The sequence below is a fragment of the Halioglobus sp. HI00S01 genome (assembly GCF_001635445.1).
Taxonomy (GTDB): Bacteria; Pseudomonadota; Gammaproteobacteria; order Pseudomonadales; family Halieaceae; genus Halioglobus; species Halioglobus japonicus.
This window is the reverse complement of record NZ_LWEE01000265.1, coordinates 327,995-341,887: the sequence shown is the minus strand read 5'-3', so window position 1 is coordinate 341,887 and position 13,893 is coordinate 327,995. Positions and strand designations below refer to the sequence as shown.

Genomic DNA, 13,893 nt, shown 5'->3' with positions numbered 1-13,893 from the left:
CACCCTAAGGCGTCGGCTTTTGAAGCGAATAGCCTACAGCTTAGCTGGCAGACTGAACGCGGCTGTGCTCTACGATGCGGCCGTAGTTTGCAGAAGGCAGGGAAGCGAAAGCACGCTGCCAAGCTACGAAACCAACGACTGCAGCGTCGCCTTCGGCGGCGGCACAAGTGTAGTCATCTGACACATCAGTTGGAGTACCAACGAGGCCTGCCAGATCCCAATCACATACCATCAGCATGCCTTCAGCAGGCTCAGTCTCGAGAGACGCCCAACCAAAGACTGCACCGGGAGGAGTCGCCAGGCCAGTGATCGCTACGGGAGCGTTCAGTACAGGAGTCTCGCCCCACTGGATTACGTTAACCTCGTAAGGCAGTTCCAGAGTTGGAGTGTCGATGGGAGGCTGAGGAGAAACTACCAGCTCGCCATCTTCAACCACGATGCCCTGCTCTTCACGATCGTAAACAGTGATAGAAGCGGTCATGGGGATGTCACGGAAGTCACAAGGAGCCGCGGTACCCAGAGTGAGGTCAGACGTACGCTTACAGTCAACGTCTTCGTCAATCAGGCTAGTCAGGTAAGTCGGCAGAGCCAGCATGGAGTACTGGCCGGGGTAAGTGATAACCCAGTCAGTGTCGACGGTGAAGTCGCCAGCAGAGTTCTTGGACCAGTCGTTGATCAGCTGCTCTGCAGCGAGGATCCCACGAAGCTCATTGTACTTGCCTCGGCTTGCCGGATCAGTCGGCACACCACCGTTCAGGTCTGGGTAGTCAAAACCGGTAAGGTCGCCGGAGAAGATACCTTTCTCTTGGTTAGTCATCGCAGGCACATCGAGGAAACCAGCAACGTGTACAGCGTTGTCGCCGAATTCAACACCAGTTTCGTCAGACTTGATGAAGTAAGAAACCTTCAGAGAGTCAGGAGACGCTACGTAAGTAGTGACAGGATCATTGGTGGCGCTAGGAGTGGAATTATCCATAGTGGTCGCGCTGTCAATGTTACCGTAGTCCTCGCCTTCCATGTCGAAGAAGTTTTCGCGAACCGCGTCGCAGTTTTCGGGCATGCCGTCGGAATCGTGCAAAGCGTTGACAGCCAGGTTCATGCTTTCATCTGCGGGAGAACCCATGGAGATGATTTCGATGTAACCAGTGTCGGCGTCTGCACGGTAGATGCCAGGCATTGTGAAAGTGTTGCCATTCATCGCAGGCACGGTACAGCTGTTGTCGTTAGACGTCCAGGTGATATCGTCGCCAGCAGCGGACAGGAAGCCGGTGTACATGTCGTAAGGCGACAGTACAACGTTAAAGTCCAGAGCGTCCATGGAATCAGTCGCGCGACGGAAGCGGAACTTGATGACCTGGGTCTGCTCAGAAGTGTTGATGATGTTTACGCCGGTGGCATAGCCTTCCAGTACTGTGTAGTAAGGAACGATAGCCAGGTCGCCAAGCTCAGTCGCAGATGCGTAGGACTGTGCATTCGCAACACCTGCGTAGCCAGCGGTTGCAGTTGCAACTGCAGCAGCAAGGCCGAGAGGCTTAAAGTTTGCGTTCATAGGAGACTCCTAATGTTTAGTCTTGTTTACAACCTAAAGTAAAAGTTGCTAGCGCTATTATTGCTAGCTGCAGCCAGCTGTCAACTTACATAAACAACTAATAATTAGCACTGAACCACCACTCACCGTCGACAAGGATCCACCTTTCGTGCAGTTCGCGTGGCATCGTACCAATCGCTTTAGCCGCTGCAGAGGTTTGTTTGGTAGGTGAGGACATGACCCGCACCACCACACTTGCCACAGCTGCAGAGGGATCATAATTGGTGACTTCCAAACCTGTCAACTCCCAGTTCGCCGTATATGAAAACTTTTTTACATACAGGTGTTTAGGAAAAACTTCTCGGTAAGCGGGAGAGGTGTATTCCCAGGCCTTTTCCCAGTCGTGTGCAATCCTTGCTCGCCACCGTTCTTCGACTCGGAGTTCAAGCGCATTACGCTGCGCATCATTGAGCTCCGTTGACTCCTCCGCGGGCTGGTCACAAGCCACCAAAAAGACGGTAAGCAGCAGCATCAGAGGCCGCAAAATCTTGGCTAACATACTGTTTTTCTTGATCATTTAACTAGAGAGGGGCGCGATTATACGCGATGAAATAAAAAAATGATATGTGAGCAGTGCATACCCAACGCTGACCGTGCACAGTTATGGGGCATAGACGTGAATCGGCGCGGATCACCCGCGGCTTTCGTCCACCGCAAATTAGTGACTAAGCCCGAAGAAACGGTGGCGATCATCGCCGCATGAGCGCGATAATCGCCGATGTGTAAAAAATACCAATTTACCCTCAGGGCCTTACAGCGGCCCGGTTTCAGGTTCAATGAGATCCAGGTTGCGGATCCGCGAACGCAGCTCTTTACTGACGTCGCGCAGCTCTGATTCGTTGTAGATTGCCTTCGGGGTGATAATCACGAGGAGCTCGGTACGGTCTGTGGTGTCGGTGTCGGTGCCGAACAGGCTACCCACTACCGGTATGCTATGTAGAAATGGAACACCTTGCGACGCAGTCCCTGAGTTTTCACGAATCAGCCCACCCAGCACCACTGGCTCACCTGAGCGGACAGCGACCCGGCTCTGTATATTGCGCTCCAAAAAGCGGCGCTGGCCGGAGGCATCGTCAATCGGGCCAACATCGGTAACTGACTGCTCTACATCCATCGTTACCAGGCCACCGGCATTAACCGACGGTTTTACTGTGAGCTTCACACCCGTGTCGCGATAGGATATCGACTGGGTTACGCGATCATTGTCGGTTGCCAACGACTCTGTCTGGGAATCAACAATCGGAACCTGCTGGCCCACATGAATATAGGCCTCGTGGTTATCCAGCACCATGACTGATGGCGTGGAAATGATATTTAGCAGACTTTCCTTCGCCAGGGCGTTGAGCACTGCACTCACCTGCGCGGCACTATTTGTGATGGTGTATGAAAAACCAGGAACAATCGAGGCTGGCGAATTTGCCCCGTCAACACTCGAGAGAAAGCCAGTGCCACTGTAATCATTGCCAAGGCTGTTCTTAAAGGTCCATTCCAGACCATAGCTGAGCTCGTCAGTGAGGCTGACCTCAACGATGCTTGCCTCAATCATGACCTGAGTCGCCACCACATCCAGCTGCTTGAGTGCGGCTTCGATAATCCGATACTGCATTGCGGTAGCGAATATCATCAAGGAGTTGTTTTCTTCATCGGCGACGACGCGCACATCGCCAACCATCTCTGCGCCGCCCAGACCGCCACCGGCGTCCATGGAGATACTGGAACTGGAGGTCGTCGCGGCGACACTCCTACCCGTATTGCGCGCACTGCTGCGGGTAGGGAAACTGCTATTTGAGAGGCTGCCACTGCGGGTAGAACCGAGATTCTCGGACGTCAGCCCAGGTGCAACGCCACCGGCATCACCCACCCCTTGGTTGTTTTGACGAGAACTGCTCTGGCCCATGTAGAGGCTATTGATCAGGTCAGCAAGGCGGCTGGCCGTGGTGTTCTGAACGGGGTAAACGAACAATCGCGAGGAAAGCTCTGAATAGTGAGCCTCATCAAGGCGCTTGATCCACTGCTGTACGGTATCGAGATAGTGGGAGCGTGGCGTCACAATCAGAATACTGTTCAGGCGCTCCACCGGCACCACACGAATCAGATCCTTGAGGTTACTACCCTCGCTGGTTAGCAGGGTCTCCAGGGCCGTATTAACCTCCTCTACGCTGGAGTTCTCCAGCGGGAAGAGACCCACTGACATGCCCTGCAGCTGATCGACATCAAAGGTGCTGACGATATCTAGCCAGCCATCCAGCTGACTGCGCGTACCTGCCAGCATCAGCAGATTGCGGCTGGTATCGATCCGCACAAAAGCAGATTCTTCCGCGACCGGGCGCAGGATTTCAGCCATATTGTTGGCACTGATATAGCGCAGCGGCACGATAATGGTGGAGTAGCCGGCTGCGCTGTTGCCTGCATTCGAGACAGTGGGATTGAGTTTGGTACCACGCCCGACACCCGTGACGAGATAGCGGCCGTCGCTGTCCCGTATCATAATCGTGTTGTTCGCCTTGAGCAGCGACTCCAGCACGTTCAGCAATTGGTTACGGGGAATCGGCGTGCGCGTGCGCAGGGTCACCTGACCCTGGATCTGGTGATCCACGACGTAGTCGAGCTTGAGAATATCGCCCATGATGGCATGGGTAACCTCGGAGAGCGGAGCCTGCTCGAAATTCAGGCTGACATCATCGCCCAGGAAGCGCACCGCATCCTCCTTGGCGGGCAGCCTGACCACTCGATCGGTACCCTTGTAAACGACCGCTTCTCTTTCTTCGCTGGATTCCTGCTCTTCCAGTTCCGCGGCTTCGGCAAGATCCTCGGCCGTTGTGGCCAATTGGGGCTCGGCGGACGAAGGCGCCGAAGCGCTCTCCGTATCCGCACTTTCGTCGAGGGTTGCACAACTGGCTAGCGCCAGTACCAGCAACATCGACAAAGAATATCTCACTGTTTTCATCCCTATAGGCCTTTGATTTTTAGTCTGTTTCACTTCTTATCGCCCTGTCTGTCGCGGTCCCCACCGCCCAGTCCCAGGCTTGATCGCGCAGCGCTTCCGCCAGATGCGGCGCGCTGCCGCCCCCCTTCTGATGGGGGCGTCCCTGCTTTGGATGCAGCGTTCTTTTTGTTACCACCGTTTCCGGCAGATTCAGTCACCTGCGCCACGAGTTTGCCGCGCTTGAGCTCCAGAACCGCCTCCCGGGCACCGTCAACCAGGCGTACCTGGGTCGGCTCTACCGAATCCAGTGTCCACCCGTTAACATCGTCACCGACCATCAGGCGGCGTTTCTTGCCCTTGGCCAGAACAATAATACCAGCGTCCTCGCCAGCGCCGAAGACACCCTTGAGCGTTACGCCCTTAAGTGGCTTTGCCTGAGCGACAACCGGTGCTTCTTCGACCACTTCAATAGCGACCGGTTCCAGCGGCGCCCGACTCTCCCAGAACAGGGGGCGGGCTTGAATTTCTTTACGTTGCTCAAGTGTCGGTTCACCAGCATCGCTGACGGGAGTAACCAGCAGTGAATCACTGGAGGGCGGAATGGGCGCAGCCAGGGCTGGCGACACCGCTCGGTAGCCACCCCAGATCAACAACAGCAGCAGCACAGCCGCGCTGACCAACAATACCAGCTCTGCACGCCGCTCACTGCGCAGGGGCTCCTGGGCAACCGAATACCGCTGTCGCAAAGACATCATAGCAACGCCCTCAGCGCGACCAGCTCAATGGTGGCCGTCACCTGTTGAGCCTGTGGCGCCCCTTTACTACGGCGCTGGCGTGTGGGCCAGGTATCGAGCATCGCCAACGTCACCCGCGGGGAGAATTCCATCAGTGAAGCCAGCGCTGCATCAAAAGCAGGCATTTCTCCGGCCACCGTCAATTTCAGACTGATGTAATCAAACTTTTCTTCTTCCCGCACCGGCAGCAGCTGGCTATTGCTCACGGTCAGCCCAGCGGTGGCCATCAATTGGCGAATATCTTTTTGCAGTGACGCGCCCGCTGAGGCAGCGTCGATGGTGGGCGGATAAACGAGGCTGGAAATCTGATCCTGCACGGTTCCTGCCGATGCACTGAGTTCACCCTCAAAAGCCTGTACGCCCTGCATGCGAGCGATGCGGGGTTGCAGGCGCTCAATATCCTCCTGGTAGGAGGCGCGAAGTCCCCAGGCATCAAAAACTAGGCTAAGGTAGATAAGTACCGGTATCAGCAGAGTCGCGCCACAAATAGCCGCACTGCGTTGGTGTGTTTTCACCCAGGCAATCATTAACCCGGTTCTCCCATGCTGATTTTCAGGTGGAACTGCTCTTTTTCCTGGCCCGGTGCGCGGCGAATAGGGCTGGCGGCTGATACAGAGCGGTAAACGCCCTGCTCCGTGAGCAACTGCATGAGGCTCGAGGCATCGACGGCCCGGCCCCGCAGATCAATAATCGTCCCGTTCATCGAAAACCGTTCAATATAGGCGTCATCGCCGACCAGTGCCGTTAAGCGCGCCAGCTCCAAATGTGCACTCGGATGGGCAATCTGCAACTCATTGATAACAGCAATAGCCTCGTTGGCCTGCCCCAGGGCAGCGCGCATTTGCGAGGCATTGGCTGTGTCGCGCTGGGTTGTCTGGGCAATTTCCTGAACAGCGCCCAGCTCGATATTCTTAAGACCCGCCGATATCGCGATAGCCAACAAAAACACCATTGCTGCGCCACCGAGCAAACCACTGACCCGCAACAGCCGGCGACGATAGCGCTCCAGTCGCTTACCTTCGCCAAAGCCTTCGATCACCACTTTAACCCCGTTGCTATTCACCCAGAGTTCCTGGGCGTGAGGATCGTGACTGCCATATTGCTGAGCCACATAAGTCATGGCAGCACTGCGGGAAACAATCGCCAGAGCCACCTGCAAATTCTGCTCGTCACGGCCCACAACACGCCAGCCATAGGCGGTATCGTCGGCGGAGAAAGGGCTGTTGGCGTTGACTTCGAGGGCGATGACAGACGGCAGCTCACTCTCAACGGCCAGCGGCATGCGCAGCAACCGATCGAGCACCAGGTCGTCGGGCAACAGTACCGCGCTACATTGGGCGGAAACATCATCACAGACGTCGCCGGCTTGATAGAAGGACACGCCATCTGCTGACTGCAGGCGCACCGCTTCATCCAACCGGTGTCTTACAGGAGAATCATACGCCCATAGAAAATCTCGCCAGGCAGCACTGAAATGCCGCCCCACGTTGCGCATATCGTAGCCGAACAGTTCCCAATTCTGTTCCGACTCAAACATCAATCCGTCTCATTTATTCTCTATCCCGTATCCCTGCCTCCACCACTCTGGGAGGTTCGGTACGCACCACGCGCCACGGCAGAGCCGACTTATTGCCGGGAGTCATACTAATCCAGCGGCGCCGCAACCAGGTACGACCACCATACTCTACCAGAGCGTCTGCACGGTAAGAGTCTGCTCTTCCACCTCTCCCGAGACCCGCGTTTGCGCCGTCCGTTCGTGCCAAATTTTCACGTCTGTCCCGGAGCATTTTGGCGCGCCCTGGATTCACATCATCAAGAAAGCCCATGATCGCCTCAGGTGAGGAGTTCCAATCTATCCCACCAGAGGCCCAGGGCCCGACCACGACATAATCTCGAATGGAATCCAGTAGGCCACGTGTAACCCCGTCTACCCGCAGCAAATCTTCGGGCGCATAGAAACGCTTTGCGCTGGCAACGCGCAGATTACGACCAGTCACCTTTGGCTGGCGCCACTTTACCACATTGTCTGCCAGTATTTGCGCATCGCTGGGGTCAATCGCACCGCCGATCGCGAACAGCCCCGCGAGAATTTTATCCGGTGCATTGTTGAGATTGACGAGACCATTCGAGGGAATCAACTGCACCTGGACCTGCACATCGCCGAGCGAATGACTGCTCTGCGTCACAACCGGTTGCATTGCGCTGCCCGTGCGATTCTGGGTAAGTTCAACCATTGCCAGAGAGATTGCCCCATCCCCTACAGCGACGGCCTTGGCTCGGGCCAGATGTAACTGGGTCATGCCGGCGTCCACCCTTGCTATCGACACAATCCCTGCGACCAGCAGGGACATGCCCGCCAGAAACCAGACCACCAAGGCCAGCGCGACACCCGCCTGCTGCCTTTTCATCGCTGCACCTGCATGATCAGCGGTGGCCAGTATCGACCGCCGGACTTGATGTTCAACCTCACCAGTGCCGGGGCCACGTTTTCCTCGTCCCAGCGATCAACCCAGTCCTCCTTGAATTCAGGGCGAAAAGCCAAAGTAAATTCCTCTACCCCAGCCAACAAACCTCGCGATGGGCTTTCATCCCACTTATCGGGGGCATCGCCGGTTTCAGTCGGCTCTGCCCAACGCAAGACCAATTCGTCGCCCTCAAGCGCCAGTCGCACAACATGTGACCCACCATAAGCCTCACCAAAGAGAATGGTCGACTTCCATTCAACGCCACCATCACGGAGGCGGAAATAAGTTGAGTCACGACCACCACCACCCAGCGTGAGGCCACCTCTCTCTTCACCCACCACGGCGGACTCCATCAGATCGCGCAAAAAGCCGCTGAGCGTACGAATTTCATCGACGCGTTGCGTCTTTCGCTCCAGTGCTACCTGGGTATTTCCCAGCGTGCGCAATCCAGTCACAACGGCCAGCATCACCAGCGACAAAATGCTGATAGCCACCATGACTTCCACCAGGGTGAAACCCTTTGCTCGGTGCGGTGAAGTGGTCATCGATAAGCCTCGACCACAGAATCGAGAACAATTTGCCGAGTCTTACTGCCATCCGCCCAAGTAACAACGACCTTCAGATCATGAAGCTGAGCGCGCATCCGACTACCACGCGCCTGCTCGCGCAATTCGCTACTCACTTCCCAGCGATATCCGCTCGCAGTTTCACCGGCTTCGCCGACGCCACTGGCGGGCACCTGCGCATTTTGCGCCAAAAGCGAGCGCGCCAACTCCACCCCATAGGCATAGCGTTCTGCAGTACGGACATTGCGCGTAGCGCCCGTGGCGGCCTGATAAAGTGCGCCCAACGACAGCGACAAAATGACGATCGCCACCAGCATTTCCAGCAGCGAAAAACCGCGTGCATCAGGGCGCATCAAACGTCTCCTGACTCACACCACCAAGCAGCCAGTCCACTGAGATTCTTACGCCGCGCCCGGTGGGCGACTCAAGCACGACATCGCCGCCACTGGAATTGCCTTCTGGATAGAAACGGATAATGCCAATGCCCTTGCGATTGACCTCGGCCGCGGTAGATACCCCGAGATTAAAGCCTTCGGGCAGCGGTCGCTGGTCATCGCCGAGGCCAAAGGTCATCCGCTCCGGGTCAAACGCAACATCCAGCGCCTGGCCGGTATCGAGGGCGCGCTGGCGAGCGGTACCCAACGTGGTGATGACGTCACGCACCGCCTGACGATATTGAACAGATTCGTAGAAATTAAGTGTGGCAGGTACCGACACTGCCATGAGCAGGCCGACGATGGCGATAGCCACCAGCAGCTCCACCATGGTGAAACCAGCGCCCGGATTGCGATTCGTCGCGAGGTTCATACCCGCCAGGCGCCGGTTTTGGATTATTGCTTCCAGTTACCCACGTCGCGATCTTCACCTTCACCGCCCGGCGTACCATTGGCGCCGTAGGTAAAGATGTCGACCTCGGCGTTGTCACCGGGGTACTTGTAATTATAGGGACGATTCCAGGGATCCATGGGCACGTCGGATTTGAGGTAGGGGCCATTCCAGCCGGTGATGCTGCCGGGCTTGCTCACCAATGCCTCAAGGCCTTCCTGAGTCGAGGGATAACGGCCGACGTCCAATTTATACATCTCCAGCGCCTGCTCTAGGTCCTTGATCTGGATACCCGCGGTCTTGGTTTTTGCCCCGCCCAACTGGTTGAGTACATTGGGGCCTACCAGCGCCATCAACAGGCCAAGAATAGCCAGCACCACCAGCAGTTCCATCAGGGTAAAGCCGCTTTGACGGCGCCGCCCCAGGCGAGCTTGCTTGTTCAGTTCCATCTTTTTTTCCTCTAAATGGCCAGGTTATTGACCGACATAATGCCCATTAGAATGGCAATAATAATAATCGCGATGACAAATCCCATGGTGAGAATCAGGACCGGCTCCAGCAACGCCAGACCGCGCTTAACGCCAGACTGCACGTGATCATCGAACACCTTGGCGAGTTCCAGCAACATCGTATCAAGGCTGCCCGATTCCTCGCCCACCCGCACCATCTGTATCACCATGGGCGTGAACTTACCTGAATCTTCCAGGGCTACCGACATCCGCTGGCCGCCCTTGACCGCAGGTGGCAGCACCTGCAGGGAATCGCGCATGACCCTATTGTCGACGGTATCAATCGCGATGGATATTGCTTTCAGCAGCGACACCCCATTGCCAAGCAGGGTTCCCACCGTTCGAGCGAACTTCGACATCTCAAATTCGAAGACGATCCCGCCAGCCAGTGGTAATTTTAACATCCGCTCATCCAGCGACATCTTGCCCGCATCAGAAGTGGCCCAGTTGCGAAACGCTATACCGCCACCGACAACCAATAGCGCCAGCAACCACCCCCAGGACTTGATAAAGTCGGCCCCCGCAAGCACCCACTGGGTGAGTAACGGCAATGCGTCGCCCATATCCTCGAACAGGGCCTCAAACTGGGGCACAACAAAGCCGAGCATGAGCACTACAGACAGCACGGCAACCACCAGCAGAATAGTGGGATAAATAAGTGCAGAAATGACGCTGTCGCGATTGGCCTTGGCGTTTTCCAGATATTCGACCAGACGATCGAGCACCGCAGACAGCTGACCGCTGGCCTCGCCCGCTCGCACCATACTGATGTAAAACGACCCGAAGACACTCTCGTGTGGCTCAAGCGCGGCACTGAGCGGCTTACCACCCTTCACGTTTTTGAGCAAATCCTGCAGCAGGGCTTCCATGGCAGGATGCGACGCCATATCAATCAGCACCTTGAGGGCGCGATCCAGCGGCAGGCCGGCGCGCAACAGCACCGCCAGTTCGGTTGTCATCGACAGGACTTCCTGCCTGCCAGGGGGCTTGGTCGCTACTTTCTTGGCGGAACCTGCCAGTTTGTCGCCGGCTTCAAGCTTGAGCAGGGTCAGGCCCTGGGCTCGCAACTGGCGTGACGCCAGCTCCAGGCCATCGGCTTCTACGAGGCCATCGCGAGGCTTGCCGTCGCGTCCGACCGCCTTGTAACTATAGGTTGCCACCGCTTAAATCACCGCCTGCTCGACATCCAGGCTCTCGACAGCGGCGACGTCCTCGACAACATCATCGCTCTGATCCTGGGTGACACGCAGCACCTCTTCCATAGATGTGAGCCCTTTCGCCACTTTGCGCAGGCCGTCTTCATACAGCGTATACATACCCTGGCGTCGTGCCGCCGCATGCAGCGTGGTTGCGTCGGCGCCCATCATAATGACCCGGTGCATTTCATCGTCCAGGGAGAACAGCTCGTGAATAGAGGTCCGGCCGGAGTAACCGGTGTGCATGCAGTGATCGCAACCCACCGCCTGATACACCGTTTTCTGGCCAGGCTCGAGGAATGCGGCAATCCCCGACGCCTCCATGTCCGCACTGCCCAGAGGCACTTCTTCCTTACAGTGACTGCACAGAGTCCGCACCAGGCGCTGCGCAAGTACCCCATTGACTGACGAGGTAATCAGATATCGTTCAACCCCCATGTCCTCGAGGCGAGTAATGGCACCTGCCGCGGTGTTGGTGTGCAGCGTAGAGAGCACCAGGTGACCGGTAAGCGCAGACTGCACGCCGATTTGTGCTGTCTCAGTATCGCGCATTTCACCAATCATGATGATGTCCGGGTCCTGACGCAGAATAGCTCGCAGCGCCCGCGCGAAGGTGAGTTCAATCTGGGCCTGAACCTGTATCTGATTCACCCCCTGCAACTGGTATTCGACCGGGTCTTCAACCGTGATGATCTTGAGCCGATCGGAATCCAGTGATGCCAGCGAGGCGTAAAGCGTTGTGGTCTTACCTGAGCCGGTCGGACCGGTCACGAGCAATACCCCATGGGGGCGGGCCAGCAAATCCTGATACTTACTCAGCGTATCTTCCGAGAAGCCCATGTCGGGCAGGCTCAGGCGAATACTCTCGCGATCAAGCACACGCATGACGATGCTCTCGCCATGCACGGTGGGAATAGTGGAGACACGCAGGTCCAGTTCGTGGCCTTTGACGCGAGTCATAATCCGGCCGTCCTGGGGCAAGCGCTGCTCGGCAATATTCATATGTGACAGCAGCTTGATACGGGATGCGATCGCGGCAGACAGATTGGCAGCTGGGGGATCCGGGTGATCCTGCAGAACGCCATCAATGCGGTAGCGCAGATGCAGCCCGTCTTCGAAGGGTTCAATATGGATATCCGAGGCCTGCATGTCCACGGCCCGGTGGATAATCTGGTTCACCAGACGAATGACCGGTGCTTCACTGGCGAGATCCTTCAGGTGCTCGATAAATTCATCGTCACTCTGCCCGCCAAACTGGTCGAAGACCTCATCTTCACTCTCGTCCTGCTGCAAATACAGCTGCAGGGCACGGTTGATGTCAGATTCCAGCCCCAGGGATATGTCGACCGGGCAATCAAGTGCCATACGCAGCGCCTTCGCCAGGAACGGGTCCTGGGGAACAGCCGCGGCGAAGCTGACGCCGGCATCGCTTTTTGCCAGCGGCACCACGTGGTGGCTGAACATGAAATCCTGGGCGAGCGCGTCCAGTTGCACGGGTTCCTCGGGGTAATCCGAGGCGCTGAGCAGGGGGATGTCAATCTGGGTCGAGAGCACATTGGCAAAGTCGAGCTCAGATACCAGGCCGAGTTTGACCAGGACCTGGCCAAACATTTCGCCCATTTCACTCTGGGCGAGCAGTGCCCGCTCTACATCGCGCTCTGATAGTTTTCCCTGCTCTACCAGCAATTCGCCGATTTTTTTCATTGTGCTCCAGGCAGCTGTTTAAAATTTCATCAGCGCGACCGGAAAGCGGCCACCCCGGATGGAATAGCCGCCATTGTAGCAGTAGATGCAATGACAATGGGAGGTATCAGGCGACCTCGAACAAGCCTGCAGCACCCATGCCACCACCAATACACATGGTGACAACCACGTATTTTGCTCCGCGGCGCTTACCTTCGATCAGGGCGTGACCGACCATACGCGCCCCGCTCATGCCGAAGGGGTGGCCGATAGCAATAGAGCCGCCATTCACGTTCAGCTTGTCATTGTCAATGCCCAACTGGTCACGACTGTAGATAACCTGACAAGCAAACGCCTCATTAAGTTCCCACAGATCAATGTCATTAATGCTCAGGCCGTGGCGTTTGAGCAATTTGGGTACGGCGAACACAGGACCGATGCCCATCTCGTCGGATTTGCAGCCAGCCACCGCCAGACCACGATAAATACCCAGTGGGGCCAGCCCCTTCTGCTGAGCCAGTTTGCTGTCCATAACTACACAGGCTGAGGCGCCATCGGAGAGCTGGGAGGCGTTACCCGCCGTAATAAAGCGGCCTTCTTTCACCCATTGGCCATCCTTGAAGACCGGCTCCAATGAAGCCAGGCTTTCCAGAGTCGTACTGGGGCGGTTGCAGTCATCACGGTCCACCACCGTTTCCTGGAAGGTCGTCTCCTTGGTCTCGCGATTGAACACGGCCATGGTGGCATTCATAGGCACAATTTCATCGGCAAACAGGCCGGCTTCCTGGGCAGCGGCAACGCGCTGCTGGCTCTGCAACGAGTACTCATCCTGGGACTCGCGGCTGATGCCGTAGCGATCGCTGACCACCTCAGCGGTTTCCAGCATCGGCATGTAGGCCGTGGGGTCGATAGCGGTAACAGTCTCAGAGACCGCCTTGTAAGTATTCTTGTGCTTGGTCTGAACCAGCGAGATGGACTCCACACCACCGGCGACAGCAATGTCGTACTCATTGCACATAATGCTCTTGGCGGCAGTGGCGATCGACATCAGGCCGGAGGAACACTGGCGGTCCATGGACATCCCTGCCACTGTTTCAGGCAGGCCACCGGCAACGCCGCACAGGCGGCCAATGTTGTAGCCCTGGGTACCCTGCTGAGCGGCGGCACCGAAAATACAATCGTCGACTTCAGCGGCCTCGATACCGGCCCGCTTTAGGGCAGCGCGCACGACGTGACCACCCATGGCCGGCGCTTCAGTGTTGTTAAAACCACCGCGGAATGATTTCGCCAGGCCGGTGCGGGCGGTGGATACGATAGCTGCATCTCTCATGGTTTTCTCCC

Annotated in this window: 14 protein-coding genes; all 14 read right to left on the bottom strand. The window is 56.8% G+C overall.

Features of this window, described 5'->3' with window-relative positions; translation table 11 throughout:
• Positions 1 to 40: 40 nt before the first annotated feature.
• Complete coding sequence (locus tag A3709_RS18930; RefSeq protein WP_066058229.1) at positions 41 to 1,549, bottom strand: hypothetical protein; 1,509 nt, start codon at positions 1,547 to 1,549, stop codon at positions 41 to 43.
• A gap of 97 nt (positions 1,550 to 1,646) precedes the next feature.
• On the bottom strand, positions 1,647 to 2,087 hold the full coding sequence (locus A3709_RS18925; RefSeq protein ID WP_156507852.1) for a hypothetical protein: 441 nt from the start codon (positions 2,085 to 2,087) through the stop codon (positions 1,647 to 1,649).
• A 252-nt stretch (positions 2,088 to 2,339) separates the two neighbouring features.
• Positions 2,340 to 4,535 carry a type II secretion system secretin GspD gene (gspD, locus tag A3709_RS18920; RefSeq protein ID WP_066058226.1) on the bottom strand — a complete coding sequence of 732 codons (2,196 nt, stop codon included), beginning with the start codon at positions 4,533 to 4,535 and terminating at the stop codon, positions 2,340 to 2,342.
• 29 nt (positions 4,536 to 4,564) lie between these two features.
• On the bottom strand, positions 4,565 to 5,269 hold the full coding sequence (locus A3709_RS18915; RefSeq protein ID WP_066058223.1) for a hypothetical protein: 705 nt from the start codon (positions 5,267 to 5,269) through the stop codon (positions 4,565 to 4,567).
• On the bottom strand, positions 5,266 to 5,823 hold the full coding sequence (gene gspM, locus A3709_RS18910; protein ID WP_169843887.1) for a type II secretion system protein GspM: 558 nt from the start codon (positions 5,821 to 5,823) through the stop codon (positions 5,266 to 5,268). The genes A3709_RS18915 and gspM overlap by 4 nt, the downstream gene beginning before the upstream one ends.
• 11 nt (positions 5,824 to 5,834) lie before the next feature.
• Positions 5,835 to 6,845, bottom strand: a complete 1,011-nt coding sequence (locus A3709_RS18905) for a PilN domain-containing protein (RefSeq protein WP_066058220.1) — start codon at positions 6,843 to 6,845, stop codon at positions 5,835 to 5,837.
• A gap of 13 nt (positions 6,846 to 6,858) precedes the next feature.
• A complete protein-coding gene (locus A3709_RS18900; protein WP_066058217.1) occupies positions 6,859 to 7,716 on the bottom strand; it encodes a general secretion pathway protein GspK in 858 nt (285 codons plus the stop codon).
• Positions 7,713 to 8,318, bottom strand: a complete 606-nt coding sequence (locus A3709_RS18895; protein WP_066058214.1) for a prepilin-type N-terminal cleavage/methylation domain-containing protein — start codon at positions 8,316 to 8,318, stop codon at positions 7,713 to 7,715. Before A3709_RS18895 ends, A3709_RS18900 begins: the two co-directional genes overlap by 4 nt.
• Positions 8,315 to 8,692 carry a prepilin-type N-terminal cleavage/methylation domain-containing protein gene (locus A3709_RS18890; protein ID WP_082850218.1) on the bottom strand — a complete coding sequence of 126 codons (378 nt, stop codon included), beginning with the start codon at positions 8,690 to 8,692 and terminating at the stop codon, positions 8,315 to 8,317. Before A3709_RS18890 ends, A3709_RS18895 begins: the two co-directional genes overlap by 4 nt.
• A complete protein-coding gene (locus tag A3709_RS18885; RefSeq protein ID WP_066058211.1) occupies positions 8,682 to 9,146 on the bottom strand; it encodes a Tfp pilus assembly protein FimT/FimU in 465 nt (154 codons plus the stop codon). Before A3709_RS18885 ends, A3709_RS18890 begins: the two co-directional genes overlap by 11 nt.
• 23 nt (positions 9,147 to 9,169) lie before the next feature.
• On the bottom strand, positions 9,170 to 9,613 hold the full coding sequence (gene gspG / locus A3709_RS18880) for a type II secretion system major pseudopilin GspG (protein WP_082850217.1): 444 nt from the start codon (positions 9,611 to 9,613) through the stop codon (positions 9,170 to 9,172).
• Between the two features lie 11 nt (positions 9,614 to 9,624).
• The gene (locus A3709_RS18875) at positions 9,625 to 10,833 is read right to left on the bottom strand and encodes a type II secretion system F family protein (protein ID WP_066058208.1); all 1,209 of its coding nucleotides are present in this window, start codon (positions 10,831 to 10,833) and stop codon (positions 9,625 to 9,627) included.
• A 3-nt stretch (positions 10,834 to 10,836) separates the two neighbouring features.
• Entirely contained in the window at positions 10,837 to 12,573 is a 1,737-nt protein-coding gene (gspE, locus tag A3709_RS18870; protein WP_066058205.1) for a type II secretion system ATPase GspE, read from the bottom strand.
• Between the two features lie 106 nt (positions 12,574 to 12,679).
• Positions 12,680 to 13,882 (bottom strand): acetyl-CoA C-acyltransferase, encoded by a 1,203-nt coding sequence (locus tag A3709_RS18865; protein WP_066058202.1) that lies wholly within the window; start codon positions 13,880 to 13,882, stop codon positions 12,680 to 12,682.
• Positions 13,883 to 13,893 lie beyond the last annotated feature (11 nt).